Source organism: Rufibacter roseolus (assembly GCF_017916365.1).
Taxonomy (GTDB): Bacteria; Bacteroidota; Bacteroidia; order Cytophagales; family Hymenobacteraceae; genus Nibribacter; species Nibribacter roseolus.
Genome location: NZ_JAFMSU010000002.1, coordinates 488,236 through 507,031, shown reverse-complemented (window position 1 = coordinate 507,031; position 18,796 = coordinate 488,236). Strand labels below are relative to the sequence as shown.

The following is an 18,796-nucleotide window of genomic DNA, read 5'->3' as shown; positions in this document are numbered from 1 at the left end:
CCCCCGGTAGATAACCTGCCGGGCGATTTGCTTTTAACGATTTGAAGTATGCATAACTATCGCATAATCCGGATGCCGCCGCGGCCGGCCATTGGGTTCATGTGCTTGTTGAGGCTGTAGGTGAACTGTAGCATGAAGTAGCGGCCCAGGGAATTCAAAGTCTCGGTCTGCACGTAGTTGGGGCCGGTGGTCTGGGAGATGCCCAGGTTCTGGTCCAACAGATTCACGGCTGTGAGGCGCAGTTCGCCGCTGTTGTTCTTGAGAAACTGCTTGGCTACAGAAGCGTTGAGCAGTGGGATATTCTGCCGGAAACCCAGTTGCGGGTTGTGGTACACCAGGTACTCCAGGGTGGAATTCAGGTGGAACTGCTTAGGTAGGTACACGTTGGTCTCGCCGGTGTAGGTCTGGTTCACAAAGCGCTGGTCCTGGCTGCCCCCAGAGCTGTAATCGGTGGTTTGAAGGCTCAGGTCGGCGCGCAGGCTCAGGTCAAACTTCTGGTCCAGACGGTACTCGTAGCGCAGGTTGCCCGAGAAGGTGCGGTTGTCCACGGTGGTGGGTATTTCGTCAATGAGGTTAAGGCCCTGCTGCTCCTGTACGCTCACCCCCGCGTTGAGGCGGCTTTTCAGCTTGCGCAGCGGATACCCCAGGCTCAGGTTCAGGTTAGACATGCGGCTGTATTTCACGTTCACAGGCTGCGTGGTGCGCACCAGGTTCTGGTCATACCGCACCGAGTTGGTGATGGCATCAGTGGTGTAGTCCAGGAGCCCGAAGGCGAAGAAGCTGATCATGGACGTAGGGTTGAACATACTGAAATTAACCCGCAGCTGGTGCTGATAGGCCGGACGAAGCCCAGGGTTTCCCACGTACACGTTCAGAAGGTTGCTGCTGTCTGGCAACGGTTGCAGCTGGCGTACGCTGGGCTCCTGGATAGACGTTTCATAATCTACTTCCACCCGGCGGTTGTTGCTGAACTCATAGTTGAAGCGGGCGGTGGGCAGCACGTTGGTGAAAGTCTTGCGCACCGGCATGTTCTCTTTCAGGCGCACGTAGCCAAACAACTCTGAGCGCTGGAACCCGGGCCCGATTGCAAAGCTGAAGGCATCGCGGTTGATGCGGAAATTGACCGCCGCCCGGTGATACCGGTAATCGCTGTTATAGAGATTGCTCTGGCTTTGGTTCAGGACCCGCTGGCCTTCCTGCAGGTCATACACCTGCTGGTCAGACTCGTTGTGGCTCTGGTTGAAAAGGTAAGAGGCTTCCAGGTAGCGGCGGTTACCCAGCGGTTCGGTGGCGTTCAAATTACCGCTGTAGCTGTAGGTATTGGTTTCATTCACCCGGAACTGGTTTATTTCCTGCCGGGGCTGGCTGGCGTACTCGTTCACGCCGGTGAGACGATTCTCGTTGTCAGCGTTGTTCAGCCTGGCTTGGGTGGTGAGCGAAAGCGTGCGGCCTTTCTTGGGGAATTTGTGACGCAGCAGCAGGCTTGCGTCCAGGTTCTGGCCCTCGCCGCTGGCGTTGCTTCTGCTGTCGCTGCGGTTCTGGAACTGCCCTTCCCCGGTTCTGGTCTCGCTCAGGGAGTTGCCAAATGCCTTTGTCTGGTTCATGCCCAAAGAGGTGGTGAATTTGACTGAGTTGGCTGAATCTATTTTATGGTCAATGGCCAGGTTCAGACGATGGTTTGTGTGGGTGTTTTCCTGGCTTCCGGTCTGGGTGTACTCCAGCGGACCAGTGGGGCGCACCTCGTCCCGGTCAATGGTACTGCGTACGGCATGGTTCAGGTGGTTGAAGAAGTAATTGCCGTTCACCTCGGTGTTCTTGCCCAAGGGTTGTGCAAAGTTGAGTCCGCCGCCGTAGGTGCGCATCAGGCCGTTCGTGCGGCCGCCGTTGTTCAGCGGAATCCCGGAGTTGCCGCCAATCTCAATCCTGAACCGCCCGCCAGAAACCATTTGCTGCATGCCGCCCGAGAAAGCCAGGTACTCGTCAATCCCGAAACCTTGGGTGTTCACGTTGTTGCCCATACCCAGCACCGAGAACTGCTTTCCTTTCTGGAACCGGTTCAGGTTGAACTTGCTCTGGAAACGGCCCCTGGTGCCTACGCCCGCCATAGCATTCCCAAACATGCTGTTCTTGCGGTCTTCCTTCAGTTCTAAATTGATGGTTTTGGTGCGCTGCCCGTCGTCAATGCCAGAGAACTCAGATTGGTCAGATTTCTTGTCGTAGACCTGCACCTTGTTCACCGCGTCGGCGGGCAGGTTCTTGGTGGCGATCTTAGGGTCGTTCCCGAAGAACTCTTTCCCGTCTACCGTCACACGTTTCACTTTCTCGCCCTGCACCGAGACAGAACCATCGGTCTCCACCTGCACTCCGGGCAGTTTTTTCAGGAGGTCTTCCACGGCCGCGTTTGGTTGCGTCTTGAAAGAGCCGGCGTTAAACTCCAGGGTGTCTTTCTTGATGGTCACCGGGTCCTGCTCGCCTTTTACCAGCACCTCTCCCAGTTCATTGGTAGCTGGCTTCAGTTTAATGGTACCCACCTCCAGTAGTCCTGCGGCTTCCGGGGTCTCAATAGTCTGGTAGAAAGGCTTGTAACTCACGAAGGAGATTTTAAGCAGGTAAGTGCCTTTGTTCACGTTTTTAAACTCAAAAGCGCCCTGGGCATCGGTGGAGGTAAAGGAAACAAGGGTGGAATCTTTGGGCTGCAAAAGCAGGACCGTGGTAGAAGGCAATGGGCTGTCTTTCTCGTCCAGGACTTTCCCTTTGATAGAAATCTTTTGGGCAAAGGCTACCTGGCCTACCAAAAGGAAGGCAAAAAGTAAAAGTTCTTTCATACAGAATAAGACTGGGTTGGCTTAGCGGATGCTTAGTTCCGGATGATCATATTGCCGCCGTTCTGGCGCATGCGTTCCATCTGCTCATTCATCAGCGCCTGGAATTGTTTCTCAGAGATCCTTTCTCCTTTGGTGGGCTCCACCAGTTCGCCTTTTTTGAGCGGCCGCAGATCTACCTGTAGGGCTTTCACCACGCGCTCACCGTTGTTCACGTCAATCTCCAGCACGGCACCCGGCAGTGAGGCGTAGGAATCTGGTCCCAGGAAAGGCCGCAGTTTGTCGGTGTACCAGGCCACTACGATGTGTTTCCGTTTCTCGTCAAAATAAGAGGCTTGTTTACAGGGGTAGCCGGCTACGGTTTTGGTTCCTTCGCCAAATTTCCAGGGCAGCATGGTCAGGCTGTCCTGGACCAGGTACTTTTTGCCATTGAAATCGCGAAGTGAAACCCTTTTAGACTCGGTTGGTTTGAGGTACAGCTCCCAGAAGGCATTCCGTTCCCTGAACATCACCCCGCCTGAGCCAGCGGTGGCCTCCTCTTCTTCATCTACCAGGCGCTTGTACAAAGAAGCCTCGGGGTTGAAGTACAGGGCCTGCTTGTTCACGTTGTATTCGGGAATCATACTTTTCATAGCTTCCCGCTCTTTGCTGAGCATACGGTGCATGTCCATTTTCACTTCGTACACAATCACCCCTTCCTGCCCAAAGGCCAGGGAAAAAGTGCACAGAAAAGTCAGCAGACTGAGGGTAAATTTCAGGGTTTTCATAGGTAGGTTGTTTTTTGGCAAAGATAGTAGAGTGCTATATACCAGTGTGTTAAGGCCTGCCTAATGAAAAGTTAAAGTATTGTTAAAGATGCCCCGCCAGCCCTACCTGTCATTTGCGCATAACATGGCACCAGGTGATTTGAAGCTACTTTCCCAAAAACGCCCCCAAAACAAAGCTTGATATTCACCAGAAAAACCAGCGTTCAACTTCTCTCCTCGTCTGCGTATATACTTGTAATAAATACGTACCAATCCCCTTCTTAACATGAAAATAATACGGATTCCGGCAGCTTGCCTCCTCTTAGGAAGCCTCCTATTCGCCTGCAATTCCCCATCCAAAGAAGAAAAAGCCAGTGACGCCGCCCAGGCGCAAACAGCTCCAACCACTGCGGGAGAGCCCCTGCCCCAACCCTATGCCACCGAATCGGTGAAGAACTACAGCAAGGTGATTGGCTGGCCCGCTGATAAAACGCCGGTGGCGCCCGCGGCCTTTAGGGTAACCAAATTCGCCGATGGCCTGCGCAATCCGCGCTGGATCTACGTGGGCCCTAACGGCGACATCTTTGTGTCTGAAGCCGAGACGGAGAAAAAAGGCGCCGAGAAAGTTGTCGCCAAGGTAACCGGGCAGGCCATGTCCCAGAACATGGGCAAAAGTGCGAACCGGATTACCCTTTTCCGGGATGTGAACCAGGACGGGGTGCCGGAGGAGCGGTACACCTTCCTGCAAAGGCAGAACCAGCCCTTCGGGATGCTGGTGCTCAACAATTACTTTTATGTGGCCAACACCGATGCCCTTTGGCGTTTCCCTTATCAACCCGGCCAAACTAAGATCACCGGCAAAGGCGAGAAGATCCTGGAACTGCCCGCCGGTGGCTATAACAACCACTGGACCCGCAACCTTTTAGCGCACCCCAATGGCTCCAAAATCTACATCGCGGTAGGGTCTGGCTCCAATAACGGTGAGAACGGCATGGAAAACGAGGTAAGGCGCGCCAGCATCCTGGAGATAAACCCGGACGGGTCTGGGGAGCGGGTGTACGCCAGCGGCCTCCGTAACCCGGTGGGCATTGACTGGGCGCCGGGCTCCAACACCCTGTGGGCTGCCGTGAACGAGCGCGATGAGCTAGGCGATGAACTGGTCCCCGATTACCTCACCAGCGTGAAAGAAGGCGGCTTTTACGGGTGGCCTTACGCTTACTTCGGGCAGAACGAAGATCCCCGCATGAAAGGCCAGCGCCCCGATCTGGTGAAGAAAACCCTGGTGCCTGAGGTTCAACTGGGCGCGCACACCGCCTCATTAGGCTTGGCGTTTTACAAGAAATCTGCCTTCCCTGGCAAATACCGGGGCGGCGCGTTTGTGGCCCAGCACGGTTCCTGGAACCGCTCAGACCTGGTGGGGTATAAAGTGGTTTTTGTCCCGTTCCAGAACGGAAAACCCAGCGGCCCGCCCGAAGATTTCCTCACCGGTTTCATCGCTGATTCCGCGAAAAGCGAGGTATATGGCCGCCCAGTGGGCCTAGCCCTACTTCCGGATGGCTCCCTGCTGGTCGCTGATGACTCCAGCAATACCATCTGGCGGGTGGCGACCAAATAACCAAGAACGGTTGACATTCTATTTTTCTTCCAGGGAGCCGTGGGCGTTTAGGCCCTCATTTCGTAAAACAATGTTCTAAACTGTTTTGCGTTTTCCCTGCATTTAGCCAACAGATTGAACATGAAATCCCTCAGAAAACTATTTATTGCCTTTTTCCTCTCCAGTGCCTTTGCCGCACACGCCCAGGTGCAACCCCTGGATGCTGAACTCACCAATTACCCATATCCGTTTCCTGTGGCTTTCCACCCCGTGAAAGTGCAGCAGCAGGCTTTTAAGATGGCTTACATGGATGTGAAACCGCAGAAAGCCAACGGAAAGACGGTGCTGTTGCTCCACGGCAAGAATTTCAATGGCGCCTATTGGGAGCAAACTGCCCGTGACCTGTCCAAGAACGGGTACCGCGTGATCATTCCAGACCAGATCGGGTTTGGGAAATCGTCTAAGCCGCAGAACATCCAGTACTCCTTCCAGATGCTGGCGCAGAACACCAAGGGTTTGCTGGATACTTTAAGGGTGCAGAAGGTTACCGTGATGGGCCACTCCATGGGCGGCATGCTGGCCACCCGTTTTGCGCTCATGTTCCCGGAAACAGCCGAAAAACTGGTGCTGGAAAACCCCATCGGGTTGGAGGACTGGAAGCGCTGGGTGCCTTACCAGAGCGTGGAGAAATGGTATGCCGGCGAGCTGAAGCAGACGCAGGAAAGCATCAGGAAATACCAGCTGGATAACTACTACGGCGGCCAATGGAAACCAGAGTACGACAAATGGGTGAACCTGCTGGCCGGCTGGACCACCGGACCCGATTACCCCAAAGTAGCCTGGAACGCCGCCCTCACCTATGACATGATCTTCACGCAGCCGGTGGTTTATGAGTTTGACCAGCTCAAGATGCCTACCCTCCTCATCATCGGGCAACGCGACCGTACCGCCCTAGGCAAAGCCAACGCGCCGGCCGCCGCCCGCGAGAAACTGGGCAACTACCCGGCCTTGGGCAAAGAAACCGCCAAAAAGATCCCTAATGCCAAACTGGTGGAACTGGACAACGTGGGGCACCTGCCGCACATTGAAGCTTACAACCGTTTCCTCCAGCCGCTGCTGGCCTTTTTGAAGGGATAACCCCCTGGCCCATTGCTTCCCATGATAAGGAGAATAATTCCGGTACTTACTTTCATCCTTTTAGGCCTTGCCGCCAGGTTATGGCTGGGCCTGTACCACCACGATGAATTCGCCGAAACCCACTTGTTCCTAAAACACCGCCCTACCTTGAAGTGGACCTTTTACTCTCCCCTGGGCATGAGTGATTTGACCATGAAGGACCTTACCCCCCAAGAACAGGAAGAACAACGGCTATTTGAGGAGTTTATCAGCAGCAAAGGATTGAGCAAGTAAAAGGGAATCTTAAAAAGTAGCGGACAGCCACCTTGCAGTAATGGCAGCTGCCTAAGGGCAAACCACCGGCAAACTGGCCTCTGAGGTAAAGAACCACCCTTCACTGTTTAAAGGCTGATTTTGAGAAAACAGCCTTTAAACAGTTTTTTTTCGCCTGTATTAAACCAAGTCCTCTGGTAATGGTCTAAATCGAAACTATGAGGCAATGAGAAAAATACCTTTACTCTTTTTATTTCTTTTAATCTCTTATCTAGGGTACAGCCAGACTACCTCCGTGAGAGGACAGGCCGTGGGCGGCGGCTCTCCGCTTATCGGTGCTACGGTGGCGCTTCTGAACGCGCAGGACTCCTCCGTCTACAAGGGCGCCGCTACCGATGTGGAAGGTCGCTTTGAAATTGCCGGTGTCCAGAACGGGCGTTTCGTGCTGAAGATCTCTTACCTAGGCTTCGGGACTTTATACCGTTCCGTTACCGCCACGGGTGCTCCCATCCAACTAGGCACGCTTACCCTCACCTCTGGCGCCACTACGCTACGAGAGGTAGAGGTAGTAGGTCGGGCCGCTACCGTGATCCAGAAACAAGATACCGCCGAGATGAACTCCGCGGCTTTTAAGGTAAACCGCGATGCCAACGCCGAGAACCTCATCCAGAAGATGCCGGGTATCACCATCCAGAACGGACAGGTGCAGGCCCAGGGCGAGCGGGTGCAGCGCGTGCTGGTAGATGGCAAAGAATTCTTCGGGGAAGACCCCAGCGCGGTGCTGAAAAACCTGCCCGCCGAGGTGATCTCCAAAATACAGGTGTTTGACCGCCAGAGCGACCAGGCGCAGTTTACCGGCTTCAATGACGGAAACGAGCAGAAAACGATCAACATCGTGACCAAGCCTGAGTTCAGAACCGGCCGTTTCGGGCGCATCAGCGCTGGGGCGGGTACCGATGGCCGTTACAGAATCAGCGGGAACATCAACCAGTTTGAGGGCGACCGCCGCATCTCCATTGTAGGTCTGAGCAACAACGTGAACGAGCAGAACTTCTCTTCAGAAGACCTGGTGGGCGTAGCCAGTGCCTCTAGCCGGGGCGGTGGAAACCGTGGCGGCGGCGGTGGTCCCCGTGGCGGTGGCGGCGGACCAGGCGGCGGAGGCTGGGGCGGCGGTAACAATACCGGCGATTTCCTGGTGAACTCCAATAACGGGATTGCCCGTACCAACGCCATCGGGTTGAACTACCTTGATAAATGGGGCAAGAAAGTAGACGTGCAGGGCAGCTACTTCTTCAACCACTCCAATACCGGAGCCAACTACTCCCTTTTCCGCCAGTACGGCATTGACGGCTCAGAGGAAAGCACCTATGGCCAGAACGGCAACTCAGACACTAAGAACGTGAACCACCGCGCCAACCTGCGGTTGACCTACAACATTGACTCAGCCAACTCCATCATCATCCGCCCGAGACTGAGCTTCCAGAGCAACACCGGCACCAGCTTTGACCGGGGCGCTACCCTGGCCGGATCTCCTTTCACCAGCCTGCTGAACAACTTCGGGTCTGACCTGGACGGGATGAACTTCAACAACAACATCCTGTATCGCCACAGCTTCCCTAAAAGAGGCCGTACCATCAGCCTGGACGTGACCACGGGCTACAACCAGAACAAAGGTAACAGCCAGCTGTACTCAGAAACAGTGACCGATGAGGATATCCAGATCCAAGACCAGATCTCGGTGCTGGACAACAAAGGCCTGAACCTGGGCGCCAACCTGAACTACACCGAGCCGCTTACCAAAAACACGCAATTGCAGCTGACCTATACCACCAACTACAGCAACTCAGACGGCGACAAGCGCACCTATGAGCGCGCCGAGAACAGCGAAGTGTATGACAATTTGCTGGCCAGCCAGTCCAGTACGGTGGAGAACAGAACCATGACCCAGGAGTTTGGCACCGGCTGGCGCTACAACACCCGTGATTTCCAGGTGATGCTGAACGCCCGCTACCAGTTCCTGAACATGCAAACCGACCAGTTGTACCCTACTCCTATCAACCCCGAGTACAACTACCACAATGTGTTGCCGTTTGCCATGGTGCGTTACAATTTCAACCAGGACCGTAACATCAGACTCTTCTACAACGGCCGTTCCCAAACCCCAGGCGTAGAGCAGTTGCAGAGCGCCATTGACAAGTCAAACTCCCTGATCTGGAGCATGGGTACCCCGGGCCTGGGCCAGAGTTTCAACCATAACTTCAACATGCGGTACTCGTCTGCCAACCCGGGCCGGTCTTCTTCTTTCTTCTTTGTGCTGGGTGGCTCAACGGCCCAGAACTATATAGGCAGACAGACCATTACCGCCAGAAGAGGCGAAGTGATTGTTTCTCCCGGCGATACCCTGAGAGGAAACCAGCAGCTCAACAGACCAGTGAACCTAGACGGCCAGTACTCTTTGCGTTCCTTCCTGACGTATGGTCTGCCCCTGCCTTTCATCAAGTCTAACCTGAACCTGAACCTGAACGCCACCTACAACCAGACCCCTGGTCTTATTGACGACGCTGAAAACAACACCACCACGGCCAACGTGGGCGGTGGCGTGGTCATCAGCTCAAACATCAGCGAGAACTTTGACTTCCTGATCTCCACCAACGCTACCTATAACGAGGCCACTTATTCTCTGCGCAAGGAGCAGAACAACAACTACTACAACCAGAGCAGCCAATTCAGACTGAACTGGATTCTGTGGAAAGGCCTGACCCTGACTTCTGAGCTGAACCACCAGTACAACGGCGGTCTGTCTGAAGGAATTGACCCTACGTTCATGCTTTGGAACGGCAGCATAGGCTATAAATTCCTGAAAGACCGCCAGGCCGAGATCCGGTTGTCAGCGTTTGACATTCTGGGTGAGAACACCAGCATCCAGCGGAACATTGCCAACGCTTACATTGAAGACGTGCAGACTACCGTATTGCAGCGCTACTTTATGCTGAGCTTCAACTACAACCTGCGCATGTTTGGTGGTAGCGGCGCTCGTCCTAATAATGACATGAACCGTCCGGGTGGTGGGTACCCAGGTGGCGGAAGAGGATTTTAATTTTGTAGTATATCCCCCAATTTGCAGAAAGCCGTTTCTGGGCCTGTTTTAGAAGAACAGCCCGAAACGGCTTTTTTGTTTTCAAGCCTTATCTTAGCGCCCTACCCTAACCCCATTGCCATGCCCATCATCTGGCTGCAAACCAACATCCAGGCACCCATTGATCGCTGCTTTGACCTCTCTCGGAGCATTGACCTGCACACCCTTTCTACCCAGCAGACTGATGAAATAGCAGTGGCCGGTGTGGTGTCTGGGTTGATTGACCTGCACGAGACCGTCACCTGGGAAGCCACCCACTTTGGCGTCCGGCAGAAACTCACGAGCAGCATCACGGTACTGGAAAGGCCGCACCGGTTTGTAGATGAAATGGTAAAAGGAGCCTTTAAACGCATCTGGCACGAGCACCGCTTTGAAGCCCTCACCGCGGAAGAAACCCGCATGACAGACACCTTCGACTACACCTCACCCCTGGGTTTCCTGGGGAAATTAGCCGATGCCCTGTTTCTGAAAAAGTACATGACGCGCCTACTCCTGAAACGCAACCAGGTGATCAAGGAAGTAGCCGAATCAAACCAATGGAAAGAAATCCTGCAACGGGAAAAGGTTATCGAATAGAGGTTACCGTTGAAAAGCAATCAGGCTGTTTAAGGCTTGTTTAGAAGAAATCGGCCTAAAAACGGCCTGCCATTTTCCCCTTTGAAATAGTAGCAGGCCGTAATTCTCTTTTTGACTTTCCCCCATCCTGCCTTACATTAGAGCTTCTCCTTTCTGACAGCGCAATATCCATCTGCCTTCTCAGGTTTTGAGATAAACGTAGGCCGTTTTCAGGAGTAAAAGAGCAAAAGAAGCATATTTATCCGGTTTACCGGCCCCGCCACAGCGGAGGTCTGGGAACCGCCCCAAGTACATGAGCCCAGAGAAATTACTTCACCTTGCCCATAAATTAGAAGGCGAACTCCATTACGACAACACCATCCGGACGCTGTACGCCACCGATGCCTCGGCGTACCGCGAGAAACCTTTGGCGGTAGCTTTCCCGGCCTCCATCCAGGATATCAAAACCCTCATCTTGTTCGCTAAACTGGAAGGCACGTCGTTGATTCCGCGCACGGCTGGTACCTCGCTGGCTGGTCAGGTGGTGGGCAGCGGCATTGTGGTGGATGTTTCGCGCACGTTTACGCAAATTCTGGAGGTAAACCCCCAGGAGAACTGGGTGCGCGTGCAGCCCGGGGTGATTAGGGATGAGCTGAACATGTTCCTGAAGGGGCACGGCCTTTTCTACGGTCCGGAGACGTCAACGGCCAACCGCGCCATGATTGGCGGCATGGTGGGAAACAACTCCTGCGGCTCCAACTCCATTGTGTACGGCAGCGCCCGTGAGCACCTCATCAGCGTGAAAGCCATTCTGAGCGATGGCACCGAGGCTGAATTCGGGGTGTTGACGCGGGAGGAATTTGAGGCGAAATGCCGGGGCGAGAATACCTCGGGTGATCTGGAGACGCGCATTTACCAGGCTACCAAAGCCATGCTGAGCCATCCGCAGACGCAGGATAACATCCGCGCCGAGTTTCCCAAACCCAGCATCCAGCGCCGCAATACCGGCTACGCCATCGACCTGCTCCTGGAAACCGAGCCGTTTACCGAGACCGAGGAGCGCTTCAACTTCTGCAAGCTCATTGCCGGTTCTGAGGGCACACTGGCGTTCCTCACGGAGATCAAGCTGCACGTGAACCAACTTCCGCCCAACGAGATTGGCCTGCTGTGCGTGCACTGCGAGAGCGTGGATGAGTGTTTAAGGGCGAACCTGGTGGCCTTGCTGCACAACCCCAGCGCCAGCGAGCTGATGGACCATTACGTGCTGGAGTGTACCAAAACCAACATTGAGCAGAGCCAGAACCGCTTCTTTGTGCAGGGCGATCCCGGGGCCATCCTGGTGGTGGAACTCACCGATCATTCTGTAGCCAACATTGAAGCCCGGGCACAGGCGCTCGTGCAGGACCTGCAGCAAAACAACCTGGGCTACCACTACCCGCTGGTAACCGGCGCCGATACGAAGAAAGTCTGGAACCTGCGCAAAGCGGGCCTCGGGCTGCTGTCTAACATTCCCGGCGATGCCAAACCGGTGGCAGTGATTGAAGACACGGCCGTGGATGTGAACGATTTGCCCGAGTTCATCCGGGAGTTCAACCTCATTCTGGAGCAGTATGACCTTTATTGCGTGCACTATGCCCACGCCGGTACCGGGGAGCTGCACCTGCGCCCCATCATCAACCTGAAGACCGAGGAAGGCAACCAGCTGTTCCGCTCCATCGCTACGGAGATTGCCACGCTGGTGAAGAAGTACCGCGGCTCTCTGAGCGGTGAGCACGGCGACGGCCGGTTGCGCGGCGAGTTCATCCCGTTCATGATCGGTGAAGAGAACTACAAACTGCTGGAGGAAGTGAAACGCGTGTGGGACCCGGGCAACATCTTCAACCCGGGCAAGATTGTGAACACGCCTTCCATGAACACCTTCCTGCGCTACGAGCCGGGCCAGGAAACACCCGAGTTTGACACCGTGTTCAAGTTCAAAGACGCGGGCGGCGTGCTGCGGGCGGCCGAGCTTTGCAACGGCTCCGGCGACTGTCGCAAAACGCACCTCACCGGCGGTACCATGTGCCCCAGCTACATGGTGACCCGAAACGAGCGCGACACCACCCGCGGCCGGGCCAACACTGTGCGCGAGTTCCTGACCCGCTCCAACAAAGAAAACCGCTTTGACCACGAAGAAATCAAAGAGGCCATGGATTTGTGCCTCTCCTGCAAAGGCTGTAAGTCTGAGTGCCCGTCTAACGTAGACGTGGCCAAGCTCAAGGCCGAGTTCCTGCAGCACTACTATGACGCCAACGGCATTCCGTTCCGCACGCGCCTGATCAGCAACTTCAACAACGCGAACAAGCTGGCCTCGCTGTTGCCGGGGGCTTACAACCTGCTGTTTAAGAATTCTTTTACCGCAAACGCCTTCAAAAAGGCTGTGGGCTTCGCGCCCAAACGCTCCCTCCCGCTCCTGCACAAAACCACGCTGCGCAGCTGGTTTAAAAAGCATCAGGCCGAGAAAGTGAAGGAATGCGCCGCGCCCAAAAAGAAGGTGTACCTGTTCTGCGACGAGTTCACAAATTACAACGACACGCCCATTGGTATCAAAGCGGTGCTGCTGCTGGAGAAACTGGGCTATGAGGTAGTGTTGCCCGAGCATGAGGAAAGCGGCCGCACCTACCTGTCTAAGGGATTGGTGCGCGAGGCCAAGAAACTGGCCCAGAAGAACGTGGCCATGCTGCACCAACTGGTCTCGGCGGATACCCCACTCATTGGCATTGAGCCCAGCTGCATCCTCTCCTTCCGCGACGAGTACCTGGACCTGGTAGACGAAGACCAACTGGAAGCCGCCAGACACATGTCCATCCACTGCCTGCAGTTTGACGAATTCATTGCCCGCGAAATCCTGAACAAAAACATTGACCGGAACCTCTTCAAAACCGAGGCCCGCCTGATTAAACTGCACGGCCACTGCCACCAGAAGGCGCTTTCCAGCGTGCTGTACACCCAGCAGATGCTGAGTTTACCAGCCAACTACAAGGTGGAAGTCATTCCCTCGGGTTGCTGCGGCATGGCCGGCTCTTTCGGGTATGAAGCTGAGCATTACGAGGTCTCTATGAAAGTAGGCGAACTGGTGCTCTTCCCTACCGTGCGGGCTGCGGCAAATGACGTCATCATCGCCGCCCCCGGCACCAGTTGCCGTCACCAAATCCACGACGGCACCGGCAGAGACGCGAAACACCCAATTGAGGTGTTGTATGAGGCGTTGAGATAGATAATACTGATTTCGGGCTGTTTTGGTGAAAACAGCCCGAAAAGTGTTTTTTATTGAATTGTCTATATATAGTATATTCGGCAGTGTAATTCCGGTTATCCCCTACAGTTGGTCTGATAACCGGAAGTTTACCTCCGCATATAGAACCAATAACAGGAATTCACTCCTTTTATCCAGTAGTTGGCAGCAAGCAAAAAATAATTCTATGAACCTAATAAAACTTTTACAAAAAATATTTAAGCATCCTAATAATGTCAATACAATTGCCCCGCCTGATGCAAATAATGCTCCGACCTTAGACCAAATAAAGACCGCACAGCATGAAGCAGCACATGGCATTGTTTGGTATCTTTTTAAAGAATATTGGACTGTTAATAGTTTGGCTATAGTCCGAGAAGGCTTACCTGATGAAAGGATGAATGGTGCTCTACATATCTCACCTAACTTCAATGGTGAAAATGAAACTAACCTACAAAGGGTGAATGAAATTTTTGCTATTGCAATGGCTGGGATTATTGGTCAGAACATTGAAGTAATAAAACAGGACGATTTTCTATTGTTAAAAGTGGCCAATTCTCAACAAATCAATCAATTTCTTGACACTTCAGGTTGTGGAGGGGACTTCGAAATCGCAGAAAGATATTTATCATATTTAGCTGGTTATTTCAATACAAATGAATATTCCTTTATAAAATACAAATTAATGGATTTAATCAGTTTGTTTCAGAATCATTCAAAGGTTCAATATTTGCATCATGTGTTAACTGAGGCCTTGTTAGAAAAGGGTGCTTTAAACAGCATCGAAATAAATAACATATTTGAGGAAAACAATTTTCAAGAATATATCGAGTATGAAAATCTAGACATTAATTTTTTTCACAACAAATAAATTGGTTAGGCTAATTATAAAAATGCCTACTGCCAACATTGTGTAAACATCATGCCACGGCCGATGGCCTTGCACGTTGTTTACACGAGACCGTTAGTACATATTTAAATAAATTAAAATGACACTTTGTAATACCTATAAAAGATTAGCACTTGATACATGGGACAAGATTCAACAAGGACGAAGAGTTCATTTTCAACTTAAAGAAGAAACACTTACTGACTTGAATGTACTCGCTCTTAAAGCAAGACATAATAATCAGGTATTTACAAAAGTCTTCACAAAAAATGCAGAAGGAAAGAATGGTGCAGATTGGGAATGGTGGTTTAAAGGTTTAACCAATAAATGGATTGGTTTCAGAGTTCAAGCAAAAGTTATCAATATAGATTCTGATGAATTTGAGCACTTGCATTATAGAAGTCCAAAGAAAGGTAAATATCAATGTGACAAATTAATCACTAAGGCATTATCTGCACCTCAACCCTTGTTTCCTATATATTGCTTATATATACAAACGGATGACCCTCAGTATCTAAATAAATGGAGTTGTAGAACCTTTTCTCATCTAAAAGATTTCTTTGGATGTTCCTTGACAAGTGCATTTACTGTTAAAAAGCTTAGGCCAACAAACAGTAAGCATTTAATTGATTTACAAAATAAAATAAGTCCTTGGCATTGCTTAGTATGTTGTAGTGGCTATGGTAAAAGCGATTTTGTGACAAATATCCAAGCTTTTGCAAGAGCACAATTTGAGTTAGATAATGAAGCAGCATTAGAGCTTGATACTAAAATTCCTGAAGACTTTTCTACAGATACACCACCACAATATGTTTTGTCAATAATAGATAATGAGAATAATGATAATATCATAACCACAGACCGAAGCTTAGCTGGCGTTTTGGTTTTTCTTGAAAAAGAATAAAACATGTGCTAACAACACCTAAACTTCAGTCTTGGCCGACAGCTTCGCACGCCGTTTAGCCCAGTACGTTGGCAATAACAAACTAAATTTCCTATAAATGACGGTAATTGAAAATTTCATCAAGCAATACAACAAAGAATTTGACTACTACCAAAATTTATCACAAATAATTGCTACAAAAATAGAAGACCAATTATTTAACCGTGGAATAAAAGCAATTGTTACTTTTAGAGCTAAAAGGCCTGATAGGTTGAGGGATAAGCTATTAAAGAGAAACGAAGATAAGAAGTACAAAACTGTAGAAGATATCTATGATGATATTGTTGATTTAGCCGGAATTCGGATATCATTATACTTCCCATCTGAAAGAAAAATAATAAATGAAATAATTACTGAGTTATTTCATATTGACAAGAAAAAGGATTTCCCTAATGAAGCACATACACCAAAATACACCAAACGCTTTTCCGGATATTGGGCAACTCATTATAGAATAAAGTTAAAGGATGAAAGTTTAACTAAAAGATATTTAGATACTCTTGCTGAGATTCAAGTAGCCTCAGTCCTTATGCATGCTTGGTCTGAAGTTGAACATGACCTAGTTTATAAACCATTTTCAGGTAATTTATCAAACGAAGAACTAGCAATATTAGATGAAATAAACGGACTAGTTCTAAGTGGAGAGATTGCACTTGAAAGACTTCAATCTGCTATGGCAGAAAGAATTAAGAAAAGTAATGATATTACAGACAAGTATGAACTTACAAACTTTATACTTAACAACATTGACAAAAACTATTTAAATAAAATTAAACTCGGTGATACTTATTTACTTAATAATTATTTAGATTCTATTAAAAAAGTTAATACAGAAGACTTTTACAACTACATCAATAAAATAAATATAAATTTGGAGGAATCAGTTACTGACCAGTTATTAAGCATGTTGCTTTCTGAATTTTACACGACTGAGAATCTTAATCTAAAAACATATTTTAAAAACCTCCACATTTCTGAAAGAAAAGCCTCAAATTTTGAATCTTTTGTAAAATGCTGGGTAATATTAGAAAAAGCTGTTAGAGAATTTTACCCTTCTGATGAAATAAAAAGGAAACTGCATCTTGTTCCTGACTTTACTTTTCTGCAAAGTAAGAATATATTAACATCCGAAGATTCTAATCAACTTAGGTATCTTCGACAAATAAGGAACAATTTACTGCACGGCATAAATACTCCTACAGATAAAGATTTAAAGGAAAACTTCCAGGATTTAAAAAGAATAACAGAGAAAATAGTTAGTAAGATTCCAAACAAACAACTTCAAAAAGAACTACAGAAGGAGTTATTGGATTTATAAAAATTACAATTGCTAACAAAACTCAAAAGTCAGTTTTCGGTGAAGGCCTCACCCGTCGTTTAGCAGAGACCTTGTATATAATTATACAAATGAAAAAAACATTTCAAGGTATTTGGAAAGACCCCGTTGGAAGTAAGATAATATCAAATCTTATATGGATAATTCTACTTGCTTTGGGAACTTCTGTCTACCTCTTTTATCAGAAGATTAATCTGTCGATTTCTTTTACTGAATCATGGAACAGAATTCTCATTAAACTAGATCAAGAGAGAGTCATAACTAATTGGCATTATTTGACAGCTTCCTTAATAGCTGTAATCTTACTGATAAATAGGAGAATAATATTAAAGTTAATCGGATTTATTATTAAAACTGCATTTGCTATTCGAGAGTATCACCATCAATATGAGTACAACTTCACTAATCAGGGTAAAAGGTCAACAGGTGTAATATCCAGTCAGAGATCCTTTAACAACTTCAAGATAAAACCTCAAAATGACACAAAGGATTGGAGTTTAAATATTCTTTTTAGCCATGATTACTCATCCTTGAAAAAAGATGAACAAGTAACTGAGGCTACTAAAATTTATAAGTCGTATGAGGAGAATAATTTGAGATTAGAAGCCTGCAAAAACGGCAAAAGGACTATTGATTTACTTGACAACTATTTAGATCAAGAATTTGATTTACACTTTAATCTTTCTCATGAAAAGGGAGGAATAATTTTAAAGATATCAAGACATGATAAGGAACTCTATGTTTCTGAAGTGAAATATGGTTGTTCATACTTCAAAATAGTTGCTGAGGATAGCCATTATGATTTCGACCTGAAAATAAATTATGAAAGATTAGAATAAAAGCTGCATACAGCAAAACCTATACGGAATGCCCTTTGGTACACTGCGCATAGAAAAAACGTTGGTGGAACTAATCATTATCCTTTTATGCATGCCTGTTTAATTTAATGCCAACAATCACTCTCAATAATTCCATCAAAGCTCCTTTAGCTGTTTGCTTTGACTTGGCTAGAAGTGTTGACTTGCATCAGGTCTCTACCGAGCAAACAGAAGAGAAAGCCAAATAAGGAGTAATAGCAGGCTTGATGGAGTTAGGTGATTCTGTCACATGGGAAGCAAAACACCTGGGGGTACGTCTAAAGTTGAGCAGCTACATTACTGCATTTGAGCGGCCTTATTTCTTTGCAGATGAAATGCTCACCGGTGCTTTTAAAAGCTTCCGGCATGAACACAGGTTTGAGGCTTTAGCCGGAGAGGCTACGCGCATGACAGTTGTGTTCCACTATACCTCGCCCTTGGGTATGCTGGGCAAACTGGCAGATTACCTGTTTCTAAGACAGTACATGACGCACCTGCTTTTAGAGCGAAACCGGGTGATCAAAGAAGTGGCGGAAAGCGGCAAGTGGCAGGAGGTGCCGTTTAGCCTAACCGTTGTGCAACATTTTATGCTATAAACCCCACCATCAAAATTGACTACTACAAGACTTCACTATCTATCTGGCCTCATGTTAGCTATTTTTACCGGGCTTCATTTATTCAACCACCTCTACAGTATTGCAGGAGCTGACCAGCATATAGAGGTCATGAAGAGCTTGCGCCTTGTATACCGCGACATTCTTGTGGAGGCAATCCTGCTGATGGCCGTGCTTTTACAAATAATGTCGGGCATTAAGCTCTTCAAGAAAAACCGGAAGGCAGCTGTCAGCAAAATTGATAAACTGCACCGTTGGACAGGACTTTACTTGGCGGCTTTTTTTATCATTCATGTAGGCTCTGTATTAGCGGGACGTACTGTTTTGCACCTAGACACCAACTTTTATTATGGCGTGGCAGGATTGAATACTTTCCCATTCAACCTGTTCTTTATTCCCTATTACGCGCTTGCCACCATCTCCTTTTTCGGGCATATGGCAGCGATTCACAGCAAGAAAATGAAACAGGCTGTTTTTGGCTGGACACCACAAAGGCAGGCAAAAGCGATATTGGGCTTCGGTATTATCCTGACAGCCTTTCTGTTCTATGGCTTGACCAACCGTTTTAGAGGAGTGGAAGTCCCAACCGAATACAATGTTCTTATTGGAAAATAAAACGAACGCGCAACACTGTATTGCTA

General features: G+C 49.4%; 14 protein-coding genes. 12 read left to right on the top strand and 2 right to left on the bottom strand.

Annotated elements, in window-relative coordinates; translation table 11 throughout:
- Window positions 1-56: 56 nt before the first annotated feature.
- Both J3P35_RS11085 and J3P35_RS11080 read right to left on the bottom strand, forming a co-directional pair.
- The gene (locus J3P35_RS11085) at window positions 57-2,825 is read right to left on the bottom strand and encodes a TonB-dependent receptor (RefSeq protein ID WP_210464670.1); all 2,769 of its coding nucleotides are present in this window, start codon (window positions 2,823-2,825) and stop codon (window positions 57-59) included.
- Window positions 2,826-2,857: 32 nt separating this feature from the next.
- Window positions 2,858-3,589, bottom strand: coding sequence for a GLPGLI family protein (locus J3P35_RS11080; RefSeq protein ID WP_210464669.1), 732 nt, complete (start codon window positions 3,587-3,589; stop codon window positions 2,858-2,860).
- 265 nt (window positions 3,590-3,854) lie between these two features.
- Between J3P35_RS11080 and J3P35_RS11075 the strand changes: the two genes are divergently transcribed.
- The 12 genes from J3P35_RS11075 to J3P35_RS11020 all read left to right on the top strand — a co-directional run bounded on the left by J3P35_RS11075 (window position 3,855) and on the right by J3P35_RS11020 (window position 18,770).
- On the top strand, window positions 3,855-5,183 hold the full coding sequence (locus tag J3P35_RS11075; RefSeq protein WP_210464668.1) for a PQQ-dependent sugar dehydrogenase: 1,329 nt from the start codon (window positions 3,855-3,857) through the stop codon (window positions 5,181-5,183).
- 120 nt (window positions 5,184-5,303) lie between these two features.
- On the top strand, window positions 5,304-6,299 hold the full coding sequence (locus tag J3P35_RS11070; RefSeq protein ID WP_210464667.1) for an alpha/beta fold hydrolase: 996 nt from the start codon (window positions 5,304-5,306) through the stop codon (window positions 6,297-6,299).
- A 21-nt stretch (window positions 6,300-6,320) separates the two neighbouring features.
- A complete protein-coding gene (locus J3P35_RS11065; protein WP_210464666.1) occupies window positions 6,321-6,572 on the top strand; it encodes a hypothetical protein in 252 nt (83 codons plus the stop codon).
- Window positions 6,573-6,777: 205 nt separating this feature from the next.
- Window positions 6,778-9,648, top strand: coding sequence for an outer membrane beta-barrel protein (locus tag J3P35_RS11060; protein ID WP_210464665.1), 2,871 nt, complete (start codon window positions 6,778-6,780; stop codon window positions 9,646-9,648).
- A gap of 120 nt (window positions 9,649-9,768) precedes the next feature.
- Complete coding sequence (locus J3P35_RS11055; protein ID WP_210464664.1) at window positions 9,769-10,263, top strand: SRPBCC family protein; 495 nt, start codon at window positions 9,769-9,771, stop codon at window positions 10,261-10,263.
- A 292-nt stretch (window positions 10,264-10,555) separates the two neighbouring features.
- Window positions 10,556-13,498: an FAD-binding and (Fe-S)-binding domain-containing protein gene (locus tag J3P35_RS11050; RefSeq protein ID WP_210464663.1), complete on the top strand. Its 2,943-nt coding sequence runs from the start codon at window positions 10,556-10,558 to the stop codon at window positions 13,496-13,498.
- 205 nt (window positions 13,499-13,703) lie between these two features.
- Entirely contained in the window at window positions 13,704-14,387 is a 684-nt protein-coding gene (locus tag J3P35_RS11045) for a hypothetical protein (protein WP_210464662.1), read from the top strand.
- Between the two features lie 118 nt (window positions 14,388-14,505).
- Entirely contained in the window at window positions 14,506-15,309 is an 804-nt protein-coding gene (locus tag J3P35_RS11040; RefSeq protein ID WP_210464661.1) for a DUF6615 family protein, read from the top strand.
- Window positions 15,310-15,406: 97 nt separating this feature from the next.
- Window positions 15,407-16,666 carry a GTP pyrophosphokinase gene (locus tag J3P35_RS11035; RefSeq protein WP_210464660.1) on the top strand — a complete coding sequence of 420 codons (1,260 nt, stop codon included), beginning with the start codon at window positions 15,407-15,409 and terminating at the stop codon, window positions 16,664-16,666.
- 89 nt (window positions 16,667-16,755) lie between these two features.
- Window positions 16,756-17,523, top strand: coding sequence for a hypothetical protein (locus tag J3P35_RS11030; RefSeq protein ID WP_210464659.1), 768 nt, complete (start codon window positions 16,756-16,758; stop codon window positions 17,521-17,523).
- Window positions 17,524-17,768: 245 nt separating this feature from the next.
- The gene (locus tag J3P35_RS11025) at window positions 17,769-18,137 is read left to right on the top strand and encodes an SRPBCC family protein (protein ID WP_246850165.1); all 369 of its coding nucleotides are present in this window, start codon (window positions 17,769-17,771) and stop codon (window positions 18,135-18,137) included.
- A gap of 51 nt (window positions 18,138-18,188) precedes the next feature.
- Entirely contained in the window at window positions 18,189-18,770 is a 582-nt protein-coding gene (locus J3P35_RS11020; RefSeq protein ID WP_210464658.1) for a hypothetical protein, read from the top strand.
- Window positions 18,771-18,796: the final 26 nt, after the last annotated feature.